This is a genomic window from Nitritalea halalkaliphila LW7 (assembly GCF_000265075.1).
Taxonomy (GTDB): Bacteria; Bacteroidota; Bacteroidia; order Cytophagales; family Cyclobacteriaceae; genus Nitritalea; species Nitritalea halalkaliphila.
The window spans coordinates 46,874-65,837 of the sequence record NZ_AJYA01000028.1 but is presented as its reverse complement, the minus strand read 5'-3'; the positions used below and the strand labels follow the sequence as shown (position 1 = coordinate 65,837).

Annotated in this window: 15 protein-coding genes; 14 read left to right on the top strand and 1 reads right to left on the bottom strand. The window is 45.2% G+C overall.

Annotated features, from left to right (window positions below):
• Positions 1-20: 20 nt before the first annotated feature.
• Positions 21-1,556, top strand: coding sequence for a RagB/SusD family nutrient uptake outer membrane protein (locus tag A3SI_RS10365; RefSeq protein ID WP_009055696.1), 1,536 nt, complete (start codon positions 21-23; stop codon positions 1,554-1,556).
• A gap of 324 nt (positions 1,557-1,880) precedes the next feature.
• Here A3SI_RS10365 and dinB read toward each other — a convergent pair whose 3' ends face one another.
• Positions 1,881-3,071, bottom strand: a complete 1,191-nt coding sequence (gene dinB / locus A3SI_RS10360) for a DNA polymerase IV (RefSeq protein WP_009055695.1) — start codon at positions 3,069-3,071, stop codon at positions 1,881-1,883.
• Between the two features lie 236 nt (positions 3,072-3,307).
• Between dinB and A3SI_RS10355 the strand changes: the two genes are divergently transcribed.
• The 13 genes from A3SI_RS10355 to A3SI_RS17500 all read left to right on the top strand — a co-directional run bounded on the left by A3SI_RS10355 (position 3,308) and on the right by A3SI_RS17500 (position 18,926).
• A complete protein-coding gene (locus A3SI_RS10355; RefSeq protein WP_009055694.1) occupies positions 3,308-4,003 on the top strand; it encodes an XRE family transcriptional regulator in 696 nt (231 codons plus the stop codon).
• Between the two features lie 63 nt (positions 4,004-4,066).
• Positions 4,067-4,303 (top strand): hypothetical protein, encoded by a 237-nt coding sequence (locus tag A3SI_RS20815; RefSeq protein ID WP_009055693.1) that lies wholly within the window; start codon positions 4,067-4,069, stop codon positions 4,301-4,303.
• Positions 4,300-4,548 (top strand): methylated-DNA--[protein]-cysteine S-methyltransferase, encoded by a 249-nt coding sequence (locus tag A3SI_RS20810; RefSeq protein WP_009055691.1) that lies wholly within the window; start codon positions 4,300-4,302, stop codon positions 4,546-4,548. Before A3SI_RS20815 ends, A3SI_RS20810 begins: the two co-directional genes overlap by 4 nt.
• A gap of 672 nt (positions 4,549-5,220) precedes the next feature.
• Positions 5,221-8,283: a SusC/RagA family TonB-linked outer membrane protein gene (locus A3SI_RS10345; protein WP_040670675.1), complete on the top strand. Its 3,063-nt coding sequence runs from the start codon at positions 5,221-5,223 to the stop codon at positions 8,281-8,283.
• A gap of 53 nt (positions 8,284-8,336) precedes the next feature.
• Complete coding sequence (locus A3SI_RS10340; RefSeq protein WP_238531713.1) at positions 8,337-9,482, top strand: RagB/SusD family nutrient uptake outer membrane protein; 1,146 nt, start codon at positions 8,337-8,339, stop codon at positions 9,480-9,482.
• The gene (locus A3SI_RS20805; protein WP_238531712.1) at positions 9,461-9,826 is read left to right on the top strand and encodes a RagB/SusD family nutrient uptake outer membrane protein; all 366 of its coding nucleotides are present in this window, start codon (positions 9,461-9,463) and stop codon (positions 9,824-9,826) included. The genes A3SI_RS10340 and A3SI_RS20805 overlap by 22 nt, the downstream gene beginning before the upstream one ends.
• Positions 9,827-9,835: 9 nt before the next feature.
• Complete coding sequence (locus A3SI_RS10335) at positions 9,836-10,324, top strand: hypothetical protein (protein WP_040670673.1); 489 nt, start codon at positions 9,836-9,838, stop codon at positions 10,322-10,324.
• A gap of 152 nt (positions 10,325-10,476) precedes the next feature.
• Positions 10,477-11,112, top strand: coding sequence for a 7-carboxy-7-deazaguanine synthase QueE (locus A3SI_RS10330; RefSeq protein WP_009055687.1), 636 nt, complete (start codon positions 10,477-10,479; stop codon positions 11,110-11,112).
• A gap of 2 nt (positions 11,113-11,114) precedes the next feature.
• Positions 11,115-12,200, top strand: a complete 1,086-nt coding sequence (locus A3SI_RS22660) for a hypothetical protein (RefSeq protein ID WP_316929161.1) — start codon at positions 11,115-11,117, stop codon at positions 12,198-12,200.
• A 362-nt stretch (positions 12,201-12,562) separates the two neighbouring features.
• On the top strand, positions 12,563-13,039 hold the full coding sequence (locus A3SI_RS22655; RefSeq protein WP_316929162.1) for an OmpA family protein: 477 nt from the start codon (positions 12,563-12,565) through the stop codon (positions 13,037-13,039).
• A 479-nt stretch (positions 13,040-13,518) separates the two neighbouring features.
• Positions 13,519-16,506, top strand: coding sequence for a SusC/RagA family TonB-linked outer membrane protein (locus A3SI_RS10320; protein ID WP_009055686.1), 2,988 nt, complete (start codon positions 13,519-13,521; stop codon positions 16,504-16,506).
• A gap of 13 nt (positions 16,507-16,519) precedes the next feature.
• Positions 16,520-17,959 carry a RagB/SusD family nutrient uptake outer membrane protein gene (locus tag A3SI_RS10315; protein WP_009055685.1) on the top strand — a complete coding sequence of 480 codons (1,440 nt, stop codon included), beginning with the start codon at positions 16,520-16,522 and terminating at the stop codon, positions 17,957-17,959.
• Between the two features lie 13 nt (positions 17,960-17,972).
• Entirely contained in the window at positions 17,973-18,926 is a 954-nt protein-coding gene (locus A3SI_RS17500) for a DUF4843 domain-containing protein (protein WP_009055684.1), read from the top strand.
• Positions 18,927-18,964 lie beyond the last annotated feature (38 nt).

Here is an 18,964-nt window from a genome sequence, read left to right as displayed (position 1 = left end):
TTGAGGTGAGAAAAAGCAAGATGAAACGAACAAAATTTAATAGTATAGGTCTTTCTCTCTTAGTGGCGACTGGCCTGACGATAGGAGCCTGTGATGTTACAGATCAGACTCCAGTTACCCTAGTTCCCGAAGAGGAAGCTTTCGCAGATCCTGCGCGGGTATTAGGAAATGTGCTTGGTGTTTACGATGCTGCGCAGAGAGGATTTTTCTTAGGAGCGATTCAGCGGGGTTATCCTTTTGGCGCAGCCTCTATTCAGCAGGGGGATATGCGTGCGGGAGACATGTATAATGACCAGTTGTTTTACGAAATCACGTACATAGGTGCACATACACCAGCTACTGCGAATAATGCGGAATTTTGGTCTTCGATCTACCGTTTAATTAACCGCGCAAATGTGGTATTAGCTGGCTTGGATCAAGCTTTAGAGAATGGAGTGATCACGCAGGAGGCGTTTAATGGATTCCGCGGTGAGATGCTGACCATTCGTGCGCATGCACATTTCGAGCTTTTACTACATGTTAGTCGCCCTTATTCTTCGAATCCACAGGCAATGGGAATACCTTACCGTGATTTCGCAGTAAACGTCGTGAATTTAGTGGATGAGGCTATTCAGGTAGATCGTGGTACGGTAGCAGGCGTCTATGAGCGCGTGTTAGAGGATTTAAATGAGGCCGAGCAGTTAGGGGGTGGTCCTGCTCCATTACGTGTTAGCCCAGCTGCGGCGATCGCATTAAAGTCCCGTGTATTCTTACATAAAGAGGAGTGGGCTTCTGTTATCGAGGAATATGAGAAGCTTCAGGGACAGTTTAGTTTAACGCCTACTCCTGAGGTTCCGTTTACGAGTCCTAGACAAAATACAGAGAGCATTTTCTCGTATAACAATACGCCGGAATCTAACCCGGGTGTTAATGGCGCTTTGGCCGCCATGTATGGTAATCCACAGCTTGGTGGTAGAGGATTGGTAAAGATTTCTCCTTTCTCATGGAACTGGGATTTCTGGCATCCAGAAGATTCTCGTCGTTCTGAATTAACGACGCAGGATGCTGCGGGTATCTATACGGCGAAGTATACAGGGTATATCGACCGCGATGATCCTGCACCGATGTTCCGCTATGCGGAAGTGGTTTTAAATGCTGCTGAAGCTCATGCACGTTTGGGTAACTTAAACGAGGCTTTAGAGCTTTTAAATAGCGTTCGCGATCGCGCGCTTCCTGCTTCTGTTCCTTCTTATACATTAGCAGCGGTAGGCGGTGATGCGATGGGGCTTTTAGACCACATTTGGAAAGAGCGTCGTATCGAATTCTTAGCAGAGGGTATTCGCTGGTATGACATTCACCGCTTATCTGGAAGAGGTGACTTGGACGGTATTCCTCCTAAGGCTCCTTCTCGTGCAGTGACTTCCATCGCGTTCTATGATCCGAATAGCGAAGAGTTCCAGAATTTAGGCACGGATCATGCACTTCCGTTTACAAGCGATTCTTTCCTATGGCCGATCCCATTACAGGAAGTAGCGAACAACCCGGTTCTTGCTGCGCAGCAGAATCCAGGCTTCTAAGTTGAACTTGTGTAATCTCTTTTCGTAAAGGCCCGGTTTACCGGGCCTTTTTTGTCTTATATTTCCTGATAAAGTGAAACAGAGGCCAAGTCTTTCATTCGACTATTCGAAAAAGTCAGCAATGACAGATTAAAAGCAAGCGAATGAACTGTTATACTTTCTTGTAGCTCTTGTTACATTCTAATTTTTTCTTGCGCTGCCTTTCTTGAAATATGAGGTAGTACTTGGCTACAGAATCTGACTTTGCCTCGAATCATATATTCCACAGGCACACCGATCTGACTAGAAAGGGACTGCAGGAGGCGATTTGCTGCTTTTACGACATCAACTTACAGGCTTGCCAGTAAAAGGGTTGAAGCGTTTTTTCTCTAGTCCCATGCTAATCGCACGGCATACGGTTTTATCGCCGTACTTGTAGTTTAACTTATCTAGGGCTTGATACAACTGAATTTGCTTTTGACTATCCTCGAATAACTTGATTTGGTAGCTGCCATAGACCAGGCTGCTAAAGCGCACCCCGATGAGTCGGATAAGTAGTCGTCGGCTGTATAGCTTGTGAAATAGACTTTTAACGAGAGGGAGTAGGTTATGATCGGCTGCTGTATAGGCTACTCGATGCTGCATGCTGTGCGTCTCGAAGTCGGAGTAGCGTATTTTGATGCTAACACAGCCTGTCAGTTGTCCCTGTTTTCTGAGCTTAGCGGCCAGTTGCTCCGTCATTGCCACTAGGGTAGCTTCCAACTTGCGTACATCGATAGTGTCTTGCTCGAAGGTGCTTTCAGAGGAAATGGATTTGGCTTCCGTGTAGGGGACGACGGGGTTTGGGTCTATGCCGTTTGCTTTTTCCCATATCGCCTGTCCGTTTTTGCCGAAGGCAGACACCAAGAGCCGCATGGGCATATGCTGAATGGTTTCGACGCGTTTTACTCCCATGGTGTAGAGGGTCTGGGCGGTTTTTTCGCCTACCTGAGGGATTTTCCGTATGGATAGGGGGGCCAAAAAGGGTCTTTCGGCTCCTTTCGGGATGAGTAATTCATTATTGGGTTTCGCTTCACCTGTGGCCACCTTGGAGACGGTTTTGTTTTCGGAGAGGCCGTGAGATACGGGAAGCCCTGTTTCTTTCATGATGCGCTTACGGAGCTCATGGGCCAGTTTAAAGCAGCCGAAGAAGCGGTCCATGCCTGTGAGGTCGAGGTAAAATTCATCTATGGAGGATTTTTCAAATAGGGGGACACTTTCTTTTAGGATGTCTGTGACTTCATGAGATTTTTGACTGTATTTCTCGAAGTCCCCTTTTACGATTATCGCCTCAGGACAAAGCTGGCGGGCCAGCTTCATGGGCATGGCAGAGTGGATACCAAATCTTCTGGCTTCATAGCTGCAGGAGGCCACTACGCCCCGATCGCCTGATCCGCCGATGAGGATAGGTTTGCCGTTTAGACGGCTATCGAGAAGACGCTCTACCGACACGAAGAAGGTGTCCATATCCAGGTGTACGATCGCTCTTTTTTCCATAGCGTTTATTTAATAAACAAATTTGAGTCTATAATATAATCAAATTATACGGTTTAGGCAAGAGGTATGTCTCCTCGTTCGCAGGGTGTCAGGAGTTGTCAGTTTTTTTATTCTAGTCGTTTGGTCTTGATCTTGGCTGCTTTTGGGATAAAATGTAGGTGAAAGAGACGGAAAAATGTCTATTATTTTGTCTTTATCTAAAAGGAAGTGTATATTCGTTTCTTAATTCGGTGTATATGCAGCTTCATCAGAATATTAAGTTTTTGCGCAAGCGCAAAGGAGTTACGCAGGAGACTATGGCGGCGGCGGTGGGGATTTCCCGTTCCAAGTTAGCGGGCTATGAGTTGAATGTGAACCCCCCTTTAGACACGCTGGTTCAGTTAGCGGATTATTTAGGGGTGACTGTGGATGTGCTGCTTCGAGAGTCTTTAAGTACGATGCCTGCCTATGCATTAAGTAGCCTATTGGAAACGGATCAGTATTTAAAGGGGAAGAGTTTGCGTATTTTAGCGACCACGGTAGATGCTCAGGGGCGTGAGCTGATCGAGGTGGTATCCCAAAAAGCGAAGGCCAGTTATTTAGCGGGTTTTTCGGATCCTGTATTTATAGAAGAGCTTCCGCGTTTTTCCATGCCATTTTTAGCAGATGACAAGAAGCATCGGGTTTTTCAGGTAGACGGAGATTCCATGCTTCCGATTCCAGATGGGGCCTGGGTGGTTTGTTCCTATGTAGATGACTGGACACAGCTGAAGGATGGGGAGAAGTATGTGGTAGTCACGGAGCAGGATGGTGTGACGTTGAAGTTGGTGTACCGCTTAAAGGATCGGGGAGAGGGTTTGTTACTCTGTTCGACTAATCCGATTTATCCGCCTTTTGAGGTCCGGATGGAAGAGATTCGGGAGCTTTGGCGCTATCGATTACTGATTCAGTGAGGGCTATATTTACCTTTTTTAGTGATAATTTAAACTACTGCAGGCCGGCAGCGTTAAGGAGGTATGAAAGAGACGGCCGTAATGAGCACACCCATCGGAAATGTGGAGGTGTGTGTAGAGCAAGGGTATGTGACCGGTCTTCGTTTTACGGATAAGGAAGAGTCTCAGTATGATTTAGATGGTCTTTTAATGGATGTTCGTATCCAGTTAGGGCTCTATTTTCAGTGCAAATTACTGACTTTTGATGTTCCTGCAGCCTTTGGCGGAAGCCTTATCAGCATAAGGTGTGGCAGGAAGTGAATAAAATTCCTTTTGGTGAGACGAAGACGTATGCTGATATCGCACGAGTTATCGGCGAGACGCATCCCAGGGCAATAGGAAGTGCTATAGCGGCGAATCCTATTTTGATTTTAATGCCCTGTCATCGGGTGATCAGTTCTTCTGGTGACTTAGCGGGTTATGCGGGTGGATTAGAACGTAAGCGCCAGCTTTTAGCGTTAGAGGCGAATGCTTCTGTAGGGCGTCAGGCCCATTTATTCGAATAATTCAGAGGATTTCTTGTACATTCCTGTGGTCTTAGCGACCACAGGTTTTTTTGTGTGTGGGCTTTTTTATTGCAATATCTCTTATTTATTGTCTTTTCAGGGTGTTATTTGTTTTGTAAGGCGCTAGTCCCTCTTGGTATACATCAACTGTATTAAATACAACTGCATTAGATACGCGTCTCTTTTTTAGTATTCGGAATAATATTTTAAAATACGCATAATAATAATGAATTATTCCGTATCCATGATTTATGTCGTCTTGAATAGTATTTTATTTTTTTAAATGTGTATTAGAGTGTTTTTAGTTCTGTTTTACGTGCATTTGATGGATGAAAAGACTGTCACAGCCGTTTCTCAATTCATATTATTTACTTGGGTGATTGGGTATGGAATTTGATGAATTCAAAAAAATAATGCTTTTTATTGGAAATATCTCAAATTAGAGCATTTCTTATGGAAAAAATTTTTTAGACATGTTTAGGTTATCGATAGAATTTAGTTTTAAAAAAGCTAACATAAAAGTATGATGTGTGGAATTAGGCGCAAATTCAAAATTTAGTTTTAATCAATAGGCTTAAAGCAAATTAAAAATTCACAAATTTTGGCAACAAGCTTTTGGATAATAATATTTTTATATAAAATTGCTGCATAAAATTAAACTAATTAATCAACATGAAGAAAGTTTTACTCATTGGAGTCGCGCTCCTATTTTGTACGCTTACAGCGTGGGCACAAAATAGGGTAGTGACCGGGATAGTCATTTCCTCAGAGGATATGCTACCCATCCCAGGTGCTTCTGTTATCGTGAAAGGAACTCAGATCGGTACGGCTACCGATTTAGATGGTGCTTTTACGCTGAATGTGCCTGAGGGAAGTAATGTATTACAAGTGTCATTTATCGGCATGACCTCGCGAGAGGTGACGATCGGGAATCGGTCTAAAGTAGATGTAACCCTAGATCCAGACGTCGAGACGATGGAAGAGGTAATCGTAACAGGTTATGGGGTACAGCGTAAGCGAGAAGTAACAGGAGCGGTATCCTCTGTAAAGGGAGAATTAATCGAAAACTTACCGATGCAGTCGTTTGACCGTGCCCTACAGGGTCGTGCGGCCGGTGTTCAGGTACGTTCTGCTAACGGTCTTCCAGGAGGTGCTGTTAACATCCGTATCCGTGGGGTAGGTTCTGTAACCGCAGGTAACGAGCCGCTTTTTATTGTGGATGGGGTACAGCTGAATAACACTGACAATGCCTCCTTCACTCAAGCTAACCCTTTGGCCTTCTTGAATAATAATGACATTGAGTCTATTGAAATTCTAAAAGACGCAGCTTCGGCGGCGATTTACGGTTCTCAGGCTGCCAATGGTGTCGTTATTATTACGACCAAAAAAGGTAAAGCCGGTAAAGCACAGTTTGAATTTAATGCTTTCGTTGGGGAAACGCAACCGATGCGCTTCTTAGATGTGTTGTCGGGTCCAGAGTGGTTTAATATGCGACGTCAAGCCCATATTAATTCTGGAATGACCATTCCTGAGGCGAGATCCCTTAACGACATGGGGGCTCTTCCGGCGAATTGGCAAGAGCTTTCACCTGAGCAGTTATTACAGATCGGAAATGAACTTCCTACGTTTGACTGGCAGCGTGAGCTTATAGGTCGTGGACAACTTCAGAACTATGAGCTAAGCGTTCGTGGCGGTGATGATCGCACTACATTTGCGCTTTCTGGCTCTTATAACTATCAAGAGTCTACTTTCCGTCCTGTAGATTTTGAGCGAGGAACTTTCCGAGCGTCTATTCAGCATAAAGCTAATGAGCGTTTATCCTTGGAAACTAATATTAACCTATCTACGGTACAGCAGCAAACACCTTTCGCTGTAGATGGTGCTTTCCTAGGAAACCCGGCTTTCTCCGCTTCTGCTATTCTACCGCATAACCCTATCTTTAATGACGATGGTAGCTTTAATGAGGTTATTGGGGGTGTTTTAGGGCAAAATATCGCACTTGTTAATGCCTTTAATACAGGTTTGCAGCGTACCAATACTGTTATTGGTAATATAGCAGCCAATTATAAATTGGCGGACAATATTACGTTTCGCTCTTTCTATAGTATAGACTACAGATTCCTACAAGGTGAGCAGTTTAGAGACCCACGAACTCCTGACGGTGCAGGTGTTCAGGGTAGAGCAAGTGCGCAGACGGACTGGCGTACGCGTTTCCTAACTACCCAGACCGTAAATTGGAATAAAACCTATAATGGTGTACACAATGTATCTGCACAGTTAGGTTACGAGTTTGTTTCTGAAACACGCGAAGGACTTTCTGGAGAAGGTATTGGATTCCCTACTTTCCAATTTAGAACGATTCAGTCTGCAGCTACACCGGAGTTTGTGACTAGCTTCTGGACAGGATATAGACGTCAGGGTTCTTTCGTTAATGCACGTTATAACTACAGAGAAAAATATCTCTTTACAGCAACAGCGCGTTTTGATGGTTCCTCTCGTTTCGGTGCGAACACACAGTATGGGCTTTTCCCTTCTGTACAAGCAGGTTGGAACTTAGATCGTGAAGGATTCTTAGAAGGTAATGAGCGTATTTCTGCCTTAAAGCTTCGCGCTTCTTGGGGTAGAGCAGGGAATGACCAGATCGGTAACTTTGCTGCTCGCGGTTTATTCGGTGGTGCAGGTAACTATTCCGGTCAGGCGGGTATTCGTCCTACTAGCTTAGCTAACCTTGACTTAGGTTGGGAAATTAATGAAACTGTCAACTTAGGTATCGACTATGGTTTCTTTGGCAACAGGGTAACAGGTTCCATTGATTTGTTTAATCAAAGAACTCTTGACCTTCTTTTAAACCAGCCCGTTTTATGGACGAATGGTTTTGGCTCCATAGCAGGTAACGTGGGTGAGCTTCGAAACAGAGGTATTGAGTTCGAGGTGAGTACGGTAAATGTGGACAGAGGTAACTTCTCTTGGAGATCTTCCTTTAACTTCACCGTTATCCAAAATGAAATTGTTCGTTTATTCGATGATTTACAGTTCTTACCTTCTAACCCGGGTATCGCTGTAGGCCAGCCGGTCGGTAACCCAGCGTTCCCTGGCGCACCTGCTCCAGGATCTTTCTTCGTGGCAGAGTATATCGGTGTTAACCCTGCTACGGGTCGTCCGATGTGGTTAGATCGCTTCGGTAATAGAACGTATTTGCCGATTGCGGATGACCGCGTGTACTTAGGTTCTAACTTAGCTCCGATGTTCGGTGGTCTAAACAACACCTTTACCTTTAAAGGATTTGAGCTAACTGCCTTCTTCACGTATGAAATGGGTGCCGTAGTGACAGATGGTCAGTACAACTTCCTTCGTGAAAATGGTACACGTCTAACATTAAACGCACTTCGTAGTGTGAATGATCGTGCGTGGACGCAGCCAGGTGATTTAACGGATATTCCACGTAACATCACAGCTAATGGTGGTCAAGAGGTGCGTTCTCAAGGTCGTAACTTTGGTAGTGCCACTCTCCTAAACGCTGACTTCATCCGCTTGGCACAGTTGACTTTTGCCTATAACTTTAAGCCTTCTACCTTAAGAGGCATCGGTTTAACACGTGCTCGTGTATTTGCTCAGGGGGTTAACTTACTAACTATTGCTGATTTCCCTGGATATGACCCAGAATTCGTAGGTGCAGGTACTGGTCAGCTTCCATTAACGCGTAATGTAACTTTAGGTGTTCAAATTGGATTCTAAAAAAGAGAAAAATGAAAATTAGAAATTGGATATATATTTTAAGCGCTAGTGTATTGTTATCTGGTGGCCTTGTGTCGTGTAGCTTAGACGTAGACCCTAGGCAATCCATTGATGCCGATATCGCCTTAGATACTCAGGAAGGTGTTAATGCAGCTATTAATTCTGTTTATGCACGTCTTAGAGCTCAGGCAAATTATGGTAGAGATTTATTAGGCGTGTCGGACGCGCTAGCTGATGTAGGAAGAACAACCAATAATTCTGGGCGTTTTATCGGGGAGAATAACAATCAGCCGAATGCTCATTTTGGACATTGGGCGAACAGTTACTTTGCCATAAATGAGGCAAATATCCTTTTGGATAGAATTGCTGCTGGCAATATCCAGGGAGCCAATCAGGGTACGCTGGATCGCTGGGAAGGTGAACTTAAGTTTCTCAGAGCGCTTTACTACTTTGATTTAGTGAAAGCCTATTCTTATATTCCTACAGCTATTCACCTGCCGGGTGTAGTAGATGAGGGAGGAATTCCGATGCCTTTAGAGGGTTCTATTACCTCTGACGTAGCTGTCAATCGCTTAACGCCACGTTCGACGATCGATGAAAACTATGATCAAATCATGTCTGACCTTAATGATGCTATTCGTTTACTTACACCTGGTGGACGTGGGGTACAGTTTGCTTCTGGTAATGCTGCCCAAGCGCTATTAGCGCGAGTAGCACTCTACAGAGGAGAGTATCAGACTGCTGTCGAAGCAGCTACTGGAGCATTAGCTGGGCCAGTGGGTACTGTGTTGAATGCGAACAACTATGCCGCTGGCTGGAGAACTGCTGTCCATCCTGAATCTGTCTTTGAGGTACGCTTCCAGTTGTCGGAAGAAGCTTTAGGGGTTAACGTTTCCAAACAGTCTTCCTTCACGGTTCTTTTAAACCTAGAAAATAAGAATGCACAAGGTGGATGGGGCGACTTTATTCCACAGCAGAAGATTCTCGACCTCTTCGGTTTGGAGCAGCTTTTCATCGGTCCTGATCCTGATGCTGAAGGAGCTTTAGCGAATAACAACAACTGGGACGTCACTCGAAATGAAGATGTACGTGCCTTTCAATATACGACAGGCAACACGGTGCGTAATGCCGGTCGTCAGATTGAGTCCATTAAGTTTCTTGCAAAGAATGATTTCCCATGGGTGATAACACGCCTGTGATCCGAAAGTCTGAAATGCACCTTATTCGTGCAGAAGCTAATTTCTTCTTGGGCAACACTACAGAAGCTCTACTGGAGTTGAATGATTTCAAAGCACTTCGAGGTTTAGAGCCTATGGAGTTAACTGGTGACGCTATTTTAGAGGAGATTCTATTAGAGCGTTTGAAGGAGTTTGCCTTTGAGGGACACAGATTCTTTGATCTGAAGCGTTTGGGTAGAGACATCGATAAGTCGTACTTAGGTCCTAATAGCAGCGTTCCATTTACGGATTTCCGCATCTTACCTCCGATCCCTCAGCGTGAAATCGATGGTAATCCTAACCTTAATCAAAACGTAGGCTACTAAACTGAAAACATGAAAAAGCTAGTAATATATGTTATGGCACTTTTCCTTCTAGGGTTTAGTGCATGTATGGAACAGAACCGCCCTATTTTCCGAGGCGCTGAGGTTGAGTTTGACTTTGCGGTGCTAACCGCACCAGTAGGTGGTCTTACCTTCCCACGACGTACGGTGGCGAATACAGTAGGAGAGACAGAGTTTAGAGTAAACTTCGTATCCGCGCATCGTGCAGAAGACACGTTTGTGGATGTAGAAATCGACCCTGAGTTCACCACAGCCGTGGAGGGAGTAGATTTTACCCTCTCCGATACCCGAGTGCGTATTCCAGCGAATGAGAGCTTCGGCTTCGTGACCGTCGGAATTATTAATACGGGTGCTATCGGTGGCTTTGTAGATGTCACACTGAAGTTAGTAGACACTGGCGATGTTATCGCTAGCCCTAACTTTCAGCGTGTGCAGGTACGCATTACGCGTCCAGCTCCTCCGGCCGATCCTGCAGGTTAATTCGCGTAATTTTCTTATGTATAAGGCATCTCTTCGGGGATGCCTTTTTTTATGAAAAGCGCTAAAACTTTTTAAGTCTGTAATCTTGTTGTACTTTTGCAGGCCTATTTCATTCGAACGCGGTTCAATTACCCGCTTAACCAAAAATTTCTATGGATACACGTACACTTTCTTCTCAGGTACGGGCAGGACAGGCCCTTCCTATTATGGAATCTTTCTATACCGTGCAGGGGGAAGGGACCTTTACCGGGCATGCTGCCTATTTTATTCGAATCGGTGGCTGTGATGTGGGTTGCGTCTGGTGTGATGTAAAAGATTCTTGGGAAGCCGCCCGCTGGCCCATTCAGTCTATAGAAGAAATCGTAGCGGGAGCGCGTGCGTACCCAGGACGGCTAGCTGTTATCACGGGAGGGGAGCCTCTGTTATATCCTTTAGCGCCTCTAACGGATGCACTAAGAGCGGCTGGTTTTCAGGTGCATCTGGAGACATCAGGGGCACATCCTTTTTCGGGGAGTTTTGACTGGGTAGTCTTCAGTCCGAAGAAGTTTAAGGCACCTCACCCGAGTATTTTCGAGGTGGCGGATGAGTTGAAAGTTGTGGTGAGTCACAAGAGTGACTTCACATTCGCGCAGGAAAATGCATCCAAAATGTATAAAAACGCTGTTTTTCGTTTACAGCCTGAGTGGACGAAGTCATCGAGATACTTAGGAAGTATCATTGAATTTGTTAAATTACACCCTGAATGGCAGATTTCGCTGCAAACCCATAAGTTTATGGAAATCCCATAACCATGAAAACACCCACGCTAGTTGTTTGCTTTTTTTTATGTTTCTTATCGGCTTTCGCGCAGGAATTCAGCATTCGCGATAAGCGGGCGATCACGTATTATTTAGAAGCCGACAAGTTAGCCGCTCGAAAAGTGTATGACGGCGCCCTCCATCATCTGGAAAAAGCGATAGAGCGCGAGCGGAACTTTTTGGAGGCCTATGCGAAGCAAGCGGAGATTTTGCTCGTCAGAGCCAGACACCAAGAGGCCCTTAAAAGCTTAGAGTCGGGCTACAAGCGATTTTCCCTAAATGAGCCTGATGAGGCGCTGGTAGATCGGTACCTGTGGGCCAAGTACCAGGTGGCGCTGGCCTTAGGTGGATTCGATACACTTCCGGATTTTTTTTACCGTCATAAGGAGAACATCCGCAGACATGTTCCTGCGCCGAGATTCCAGCAGGAAAGCAAGCGGATCGCTTTTATGGAAGAGAACCTGAAACGTGCCCTTGTAGTAGAAAAAGAACGGATGCCGGCACCGCTGAATAAATTTGCCTTTCAGTATTTTCCCGTGCTGACGGCAGATAGCAAGCAGTTGATTTTCGTAAAGCGGGATGGCATGGATCATCGGCTGGATGAGGACATCTATACGAGCTTTTATCGGGAGGAAAGTGAGAGCTGGACTGAGCCTTTTAATATATCGACGAATATAAATTCTCGTTATAACGAAGGCACGAGTACCATTTCAGCTGATGGCACGATTCTCATTTTCACCTCCTGTGATGCGCCTGATTCTCATGGCTCCTGCGACCTATACGTGTCTTACAGAAGAGAGGGCGAGTGGACGAAAGCGAAGAACATGGGCAAAGAAATCAATAGCCGTTTCTGGGATTCTCAGCCCTCACTTTCCGCAGATGGCAGCATGCTGTTTTTTAGTTCCAATCGTCCGGGTGGCTACGGTCAAAACGATATTTGGTTTGCATTGCGGGACGCAGAGGGAAATTGGGGCGAAGCCAAAATGCAGGTCCTGTCATCAATACGGCTGGTAATGAGGTATCTCCTTTCATTTATTTTAATAATGAACGCTTATTTTTCGCTTCTGATGGGCACCTAGGGTATGGGGGCTATGATATTTTTAAAAGTGAAGTAGTGGAGGGGCAGTTTGTAGAACCCCAGAATATCGGTTTTCCCATTAATGATCAGCACGATCAGCTTTCTCTTTTCATTACGGCACAGTCGGATTATGCTTATTATACGGAGTCCTTAGTAGAAAATGAAGTGCAGCGGCGCTCGTTTCTTTATCGGTTCCGATTTCCTCAGGAGGCCATCTCTTTAGGTACCCCCATCCATGTGGTTAGGGGGCGGGTTTACGATGAGGTGAGTGGGACGCCTATAGGTGCCAGACTTTCGCTGGTGAATTTGGCGAAGGATTCCGTGCTCTATACCTTTGAAGCAGATGCTAAAACGGGAGAATTTATGATGCTTTATCCCTCTAAGGAGATGACGGGCCTTTATGTGGAAAGCAAGGGTTTTCTTCCGGGAATCTATAACCTGCAGAAGATTGACTTTTCGCAGTTAGTTAAAGAAAATATCACCTTGATTCCGGTGGGTCCAGGAAAATCCTTTGTGTTCGAAAATGTATTTTTTGATTTCGATCGGTATAGCCTCCGGGATGCTTCTAAAACTTCTCTGCGCAAGTTGTTGCTGTTTTTGCAGGAGAACCCGACTGTTGGGATTACGATCACTGGGCATACCGATAATGTAGGGGCTTCCGCTTATAATCAGGAGCTTAGTATGCGCCGTGCGCAAAGTGTCATGCAGTACCTTTTAGATGCAGGCATTTCTTCTGATCGTTTGCATGCGAAGGGTGCTGGAGACGCTCAGCCTATACGCTCGAATGAGACAGCGGAGGGGAGGGCCTTTAACCGTAGAATATCGATTTTAATAAATTAGGTGTTTGGCTGATTTTGCAGAATAATCATTATTTTTTATTTTTTTTGCATTTTTGCCGTTTTGCTCTCTGAAGTGATTGTCGTTAATTATCCGAAAAGAACAAATAATTAGCTTAAATCCATTTTTATATCATTTTACATGTAATTATTATCACTTTAATCATTATATTGATTTCGTTGTATATTAGCCTAAACGGTTGATGATTTGGTAAAAAATAGCATTTAAATTTATGAAAAGTGTAAATTTACTACTGTATTGTGCGATAGAATATAATTTTGTTTTTCTTTGTTAAAAATCTTTAAATAAGTCAAAAGGTTTTAATTGAGTCATTTTTTCCGCATAAAATTGCATATATGGAGATTTAGCGAAATAAATGCTCATGATAAACGCTTATATTAGGCGTAAATTTTTTAAACGTGCTTGCATAATTTGTGGTTAATCTCTAACATTGCTCGAATGTTACACTTAACTAATCAAACATGAAGAAAATTTTACTATTTGGTTTGATGCTGCTATTTGCTTCTGCTTCGGCATTTGCGCAAAGCCGCATCATTACCGGAACGGTCATCTCCCAAGAGGATAATGAACCTGTTCCGGGGGTGTCCGTTGTGGTGAGAGGTACCACGATAGGAGTTGCTACCGATTTAGACGGTAAGTTCTCCATTAGCGTACCTGAAAACAGCAACACCCTTACCTTCAGCTTTATCGGGTTACGTTCCCAAGATGTCAGCATCGGTAACCGTTCTATCGTAAATGTTACGATGGTGCCTGACGTGCAGTCTTTATCAGAGGTAGTGGTTACTTCTTATGGAGATCAGTCAAAGCGGGAAATTACGGGTGCGATTTCTTCTGTAAAAGGAGAGATCTTCCAAGATTTACCGATGCAGTCTTTTGATCGTGCCATCCAAGGTCGTATCGCAGGGGTGCAGATCACATCTGGAACAGGTCAGCCGGGGGGTACACTTAACGTGCGTATCCGTGGTGTAGGCTCCGTAAATGCCGGAAATGATCCTTTATACATCATCGATGGTGTACAGGTACCTTCAGGCGGATTAGCGGGTCAAGGTTCTCAAAATGCGCTCGCCTCCATTAACCCGAACGATATCGAGTCTATCGAGGTCTTAAAGGATGCGGCAGCAGGTGCGATCTATGGTGCTCAGGCAGCGAATGGTGTCGTTATCATTACCACGAAAAGAGGTCAAAAAGGGGCTACTAAAGTTAGACTTTCCGTTCAGGAAGGGGTGGTGCGTCCTTTAGGCAACTATGATGTAATGGATGCGCGTCAGTTAGCTACGTTAAAAATCGAAGCCTTCCGTAATTCTGGACGAAACATTAACGATGCCATCGCGGTCTACGGAAATCCTGAGGATCCTAACCTTTTTACCAATAGCTGGGTAGATGCGACTTTTGGAGATGATCGTCTAAGTGTTTATGATCTATCTATGTCAGGTGGTGATGATAAAACGACCTTCTTCCTTTCCGGGTCATTCACTAACCAAGGTTCTCAATTGATTTCTGCTGACTGGCAGCGTGCTACGGGTCGTTTGAACCTGTCGCATCGCCCAAATCAGAAATTAACGATTAACACCACTTTATCCTTAGCTTACCAAAAAACTAATGGTGCCATCGATCGTGGTAACTTCGTGAACTCTCCTTTCCAAGCAGCATTTACTGCACGTCCGGGTGTTCCTATCCGAAACGAAGATGGTTCCTTTAGAGACTATCCTTCTGACCACTTATTCGGTTATAATATCGTTCAAGGTGCTGCTGAAGAGCTTCGTTTAGCCAATACGGTGCAGACGGTATCGAATATCCAGTTGAACTATCAGTTTACCCCATGGTTATCCTTCACGTCGTTTGCAGGTATCGACTTCGCTGATATCCGTGAAGAAAACAACCGTCCTTCCACCATCGCAGCTTTCCGCGGTCAAGGAGGTAGTTCTGTATTCGTGGATCGTCGTAATGTTAACTTTAACACGAACCACAACTTTAACTTCAATAAGCGTATCGCCGATGTGCATAACATCTCTGGTCTCTTAGGTTACGAGTACAAGTCTGAAACACGTGAGTTTATGTCAGCTACTGGTCAGGGATTCGCGAATCCAAGACTTCGTTACCTGCAGAATGCTGCTGTTCCATTGAATGTTAACTCCAGCTTCACCGAATTTGTGCGTGTAGGTTTCTTCGGTCAGGCTAAGTACGATTATAACGATACCTATACCGCTGACTTCATTTTACGTCGTGACGGTCACTCTCGTTTCGGCCAGAATGTGCAGTATGGTAACTTCGGTGCAGCTTCCGTAGGATGGAGACTTTCGAACGAAGGCTTCTTACGTGATGTGTCTTGGATGGATAACTTAAGAGTCCGTGCCTCTTATGGTGTAACCGGTAACTCTGAAATTCCGAACTTCGCTTCGCTTTCTTTAGTTGCCTCTACTGGTCAGTATTTAGGTTCTCCAGGCTTAGCACTTTCTCAGCTAGGTAATGACTTGTTAACTTGGGAGGAAGCTGAAACGATCAATATTGGTATCGATGGTATTTTCTTCAATGGCCGTGTAATTACGACAGTTGATTTCTGGAGAAGAAATTCTCGTGAACTACTTTTCGCTACTCCACTTCCTGTTGACTCTGGTTTCGGTTCTATCACGCGTAATGCGGGAGAGGTGCGTAACCAAGGGATTGACTTCGATGTACAGACGGTTAACGTAGTAGCAGGTAAGTTCAGATGGTCTACTTCCTTTAACATTACCTTCCTAGAGAACGAATTGCTTTCTATTTTCGGTGATGATGAGCGCGTAGGGAACGATTTAGTAGTTGGCCTACCTTTACAGCCTGTCTTTAGAGCTCCTTATGTAGGTGTAAACCCAGCGAATGGTCGTCCGATGTACCGCGATGTGAACGGTAACTACACGTATACGATCCGTGATGCAGACGTTCAAGATAGTTTCATCGGAAGCTTACTACCTACTTCTTACGGAGGTCTTTCCAACAACTTTGCTTATGGCCCATTCTCCTTGGAGGTTTTCTTCCAGTATCAGTTCGGTAACCTAGCGATTAACAATGACCTCTTCAACTTGGCTTCTACCGGATCTGGACCGAACAACCAGTTAGTAGATCAGCTAAACCACTGGAGACAGCCTGGAGATGTGGTTTCTAATCCAATGCCATGGGAGACAGGTGCTCGCCCAGGAGGTTCTAGTTACACTGCTAGCTCCACGCGTCAAATCAGCGACGGTTCTTACATCCGTTTAAAGCAAGTAACGCTTAACTACGCGCTTCCGACTACCTTCACGAAGAAAGTGGGTGTAGCTCAGGCAAATGCTTTTGTTCAAGGTATCAACTTGCTCACTTGGACCAACTATGTAGGTATTGACCCTGAAGTAGCAGCCCTTGGTTTAGGTGGATCTTTCTTCGCGGCATTCCCGAATGCGCAGCAAATCACTGCTGGTATCAATTTAAGTTTCTAATCCCAAGCATCACATGAAAAAGAATATATTTTCTATCGCACTCGCTGCCACTATGCTGGCCTTCGGTTCTTGTACCGATGTGCTGGATGTGGATCCGAGACAAAGTTTAACTGTGGACCAGGCCCTAGCGGATGTAAACGGCTTTAATGGTATCGCACTTACGATGTATGGCCGTCTACGTAACTTCGGTTACTACGGACAGACCATGATGATTGCCCCAGAGGTTCTTGCCGATAACGTATTGATGATCGCTAATACAGGTCGTTACATCGGAGAGGAAGTAAATCAGGATCGCGCACACATGCAGATCTGGAATACAGCTATCTGGTCTGCCATTAATGATGCGAACATCATCTTAGGTGGCGTAGATGCTGTTCCAGGTGCAGAGGCAACAAAAAACAGACTAAAAGGGGAAGCGCACTTTGTTCGCGCGCTTACGCACTTCGATTTCGCACGTATTTATGGTTATGAGCCGAACCGAGAGGTTAATGGTTTTAACCTGTCTACGATCGTTCGTACGACGCCTACGCTTGCTTTCTCAGATGCAGACCTACGCACGCGTAGTAACATCGTTCAGGTATATGAGCAGATTGAGGCAGATTTATTAGCTGCTATCGATTTACTGCCTCCGGTAGCTATGGGTAGTGGTGCCGGTGTTTACCGCGCCACACGCGGCGCCGCGCAGGCACTTTTAGCACGGGTGTATTTATATTGGGGACGTAATGATCGTGCAGCGGCTCTGGCTACACAGGCCATGGCTACAGTAGGTCTTACCGAGAATGGTACGGGTCTTATCGAACCTGCTGATTATAGAGCTGCATTCAATTCTTTCCCGAATCCAGAGTCTATCTTCGAAATTGAAATCCGTCAGGTGGACTGGTCTACAGTAGATGGTGTTAACAATTCCATGTCCTCTTTGACATCGAATGCATTCCCAAATGCACAATTCATCGCTAGTGCTTCTCGTGAGTTAATCGCCAGCATGGAAGAGGGAGATGCGCGTATGGCGGCTTGGGAACCAACGACAAGAGCTGGTTTTGCAGGTCCTGTATTCGCTTCCAACAAGTGGAGAGGTGCTAAAGGAGAGTTCTTGGAAAATCTTCCTATCCTACGTGGATCAGAACTATTTCTAATCCGTGCTGAAGCACGCCAGAAGTTAGGGGATAACGCAGGTGCACGTGCTGACTTGAATGCGCTTCGTTCAAAAAGAAATCTGCCAGCAGTAGATGCAGGTCTGACCGGAAATGCGCTATTCGAAGCCATTCTTCAAGAAAAGCGTGTAGAATTTGCGATGGAAGGTCACCGCTTCTTTGACTTGAAGCGTAATGGTTTAGCTATCCGGAAACACAGAGGCTTACCACCGGTACCTTTTAACGACTACCGTATCCTTTCGTTCCTACCGCAGGCTCAAATTCAGTTAAATCCTGACTTGGTTCAAAATCCTGGTTACTAAACCCTAAGCATTTATGAAAACGACTAAAATATACGCTTTACTTCTGCTCTTCTTTGGAGGTATACTCTCCTCCTGCATGGAAGAATCAGACTTCTCCGCTACATGGGATGGCTTGGAAGTAGAATTCGATGCTTCTACACTTCCCCAAAACGGCTTCATCGCAAGTTTCGTCCGATTGAATGAAACCCAGCGCGATATGGCACAGGCTCAAATCAACCTGGTAGCGGCTCCACAGAATCAGGCAATCACCGTGAATGTAGAAGTTGTCAACACCTCTACCGCCGTTCGTGGAGTTCACTATGAGTTACCTTCTACGTCGGTTACGATTCCAGCTGGTCAGAATATCGCTCAGTTTCCTATCGAGGTCCTTACGGGCAATATTACCCCTTCCGAGACACCTAATTTAGTGCTGCGCATCACAGACGCTACTGGTGCTGCTGTAAGTGCGAATTATGCACAGGTAACCGTTCGTATTCGCGTGGTCTGCCCGTCTGCCCTAGCAGATCGTTACGATGTGTTCTGGAATTCCATTCGCGTTGGAAACAGACAAGGTGGAATCAGCCAAAGCTTTACTTATGATACGCCGACTGGCTTCGGCAGCCAAGTAGTTTGGACTGCAGCTACAGGTGGTGCGGGTCGCTATTTGTTAGACGATATCACCTTAGGTCATTTCGACATCGTCTATGGAGATCCGAAGCAGGCTGGTTTTGTGACAGATGTCTGTGATGTTATCACCGGAGATCCAAGTAATCGGGATCAGTTTCAGGATACTTATACCATTAATGGTCGCGTAATCGATGTGGCTAACAACCCGGATTTCGACTACCTAATAGAGATCACCTGGGTAAATACCTGGGGTGACGGAGGTTCTGCTATCTTAGTTCCAGGAGCTGTTCCGCCAGCAGACGGTAGTAGCACCAGAACAGAGGATCGCCTCGACCGCTCTCTACTCTTAAAGAAAGGTTAAATAACACTTAAAAAGCGGGATATTTCTCCCGCTTTTTT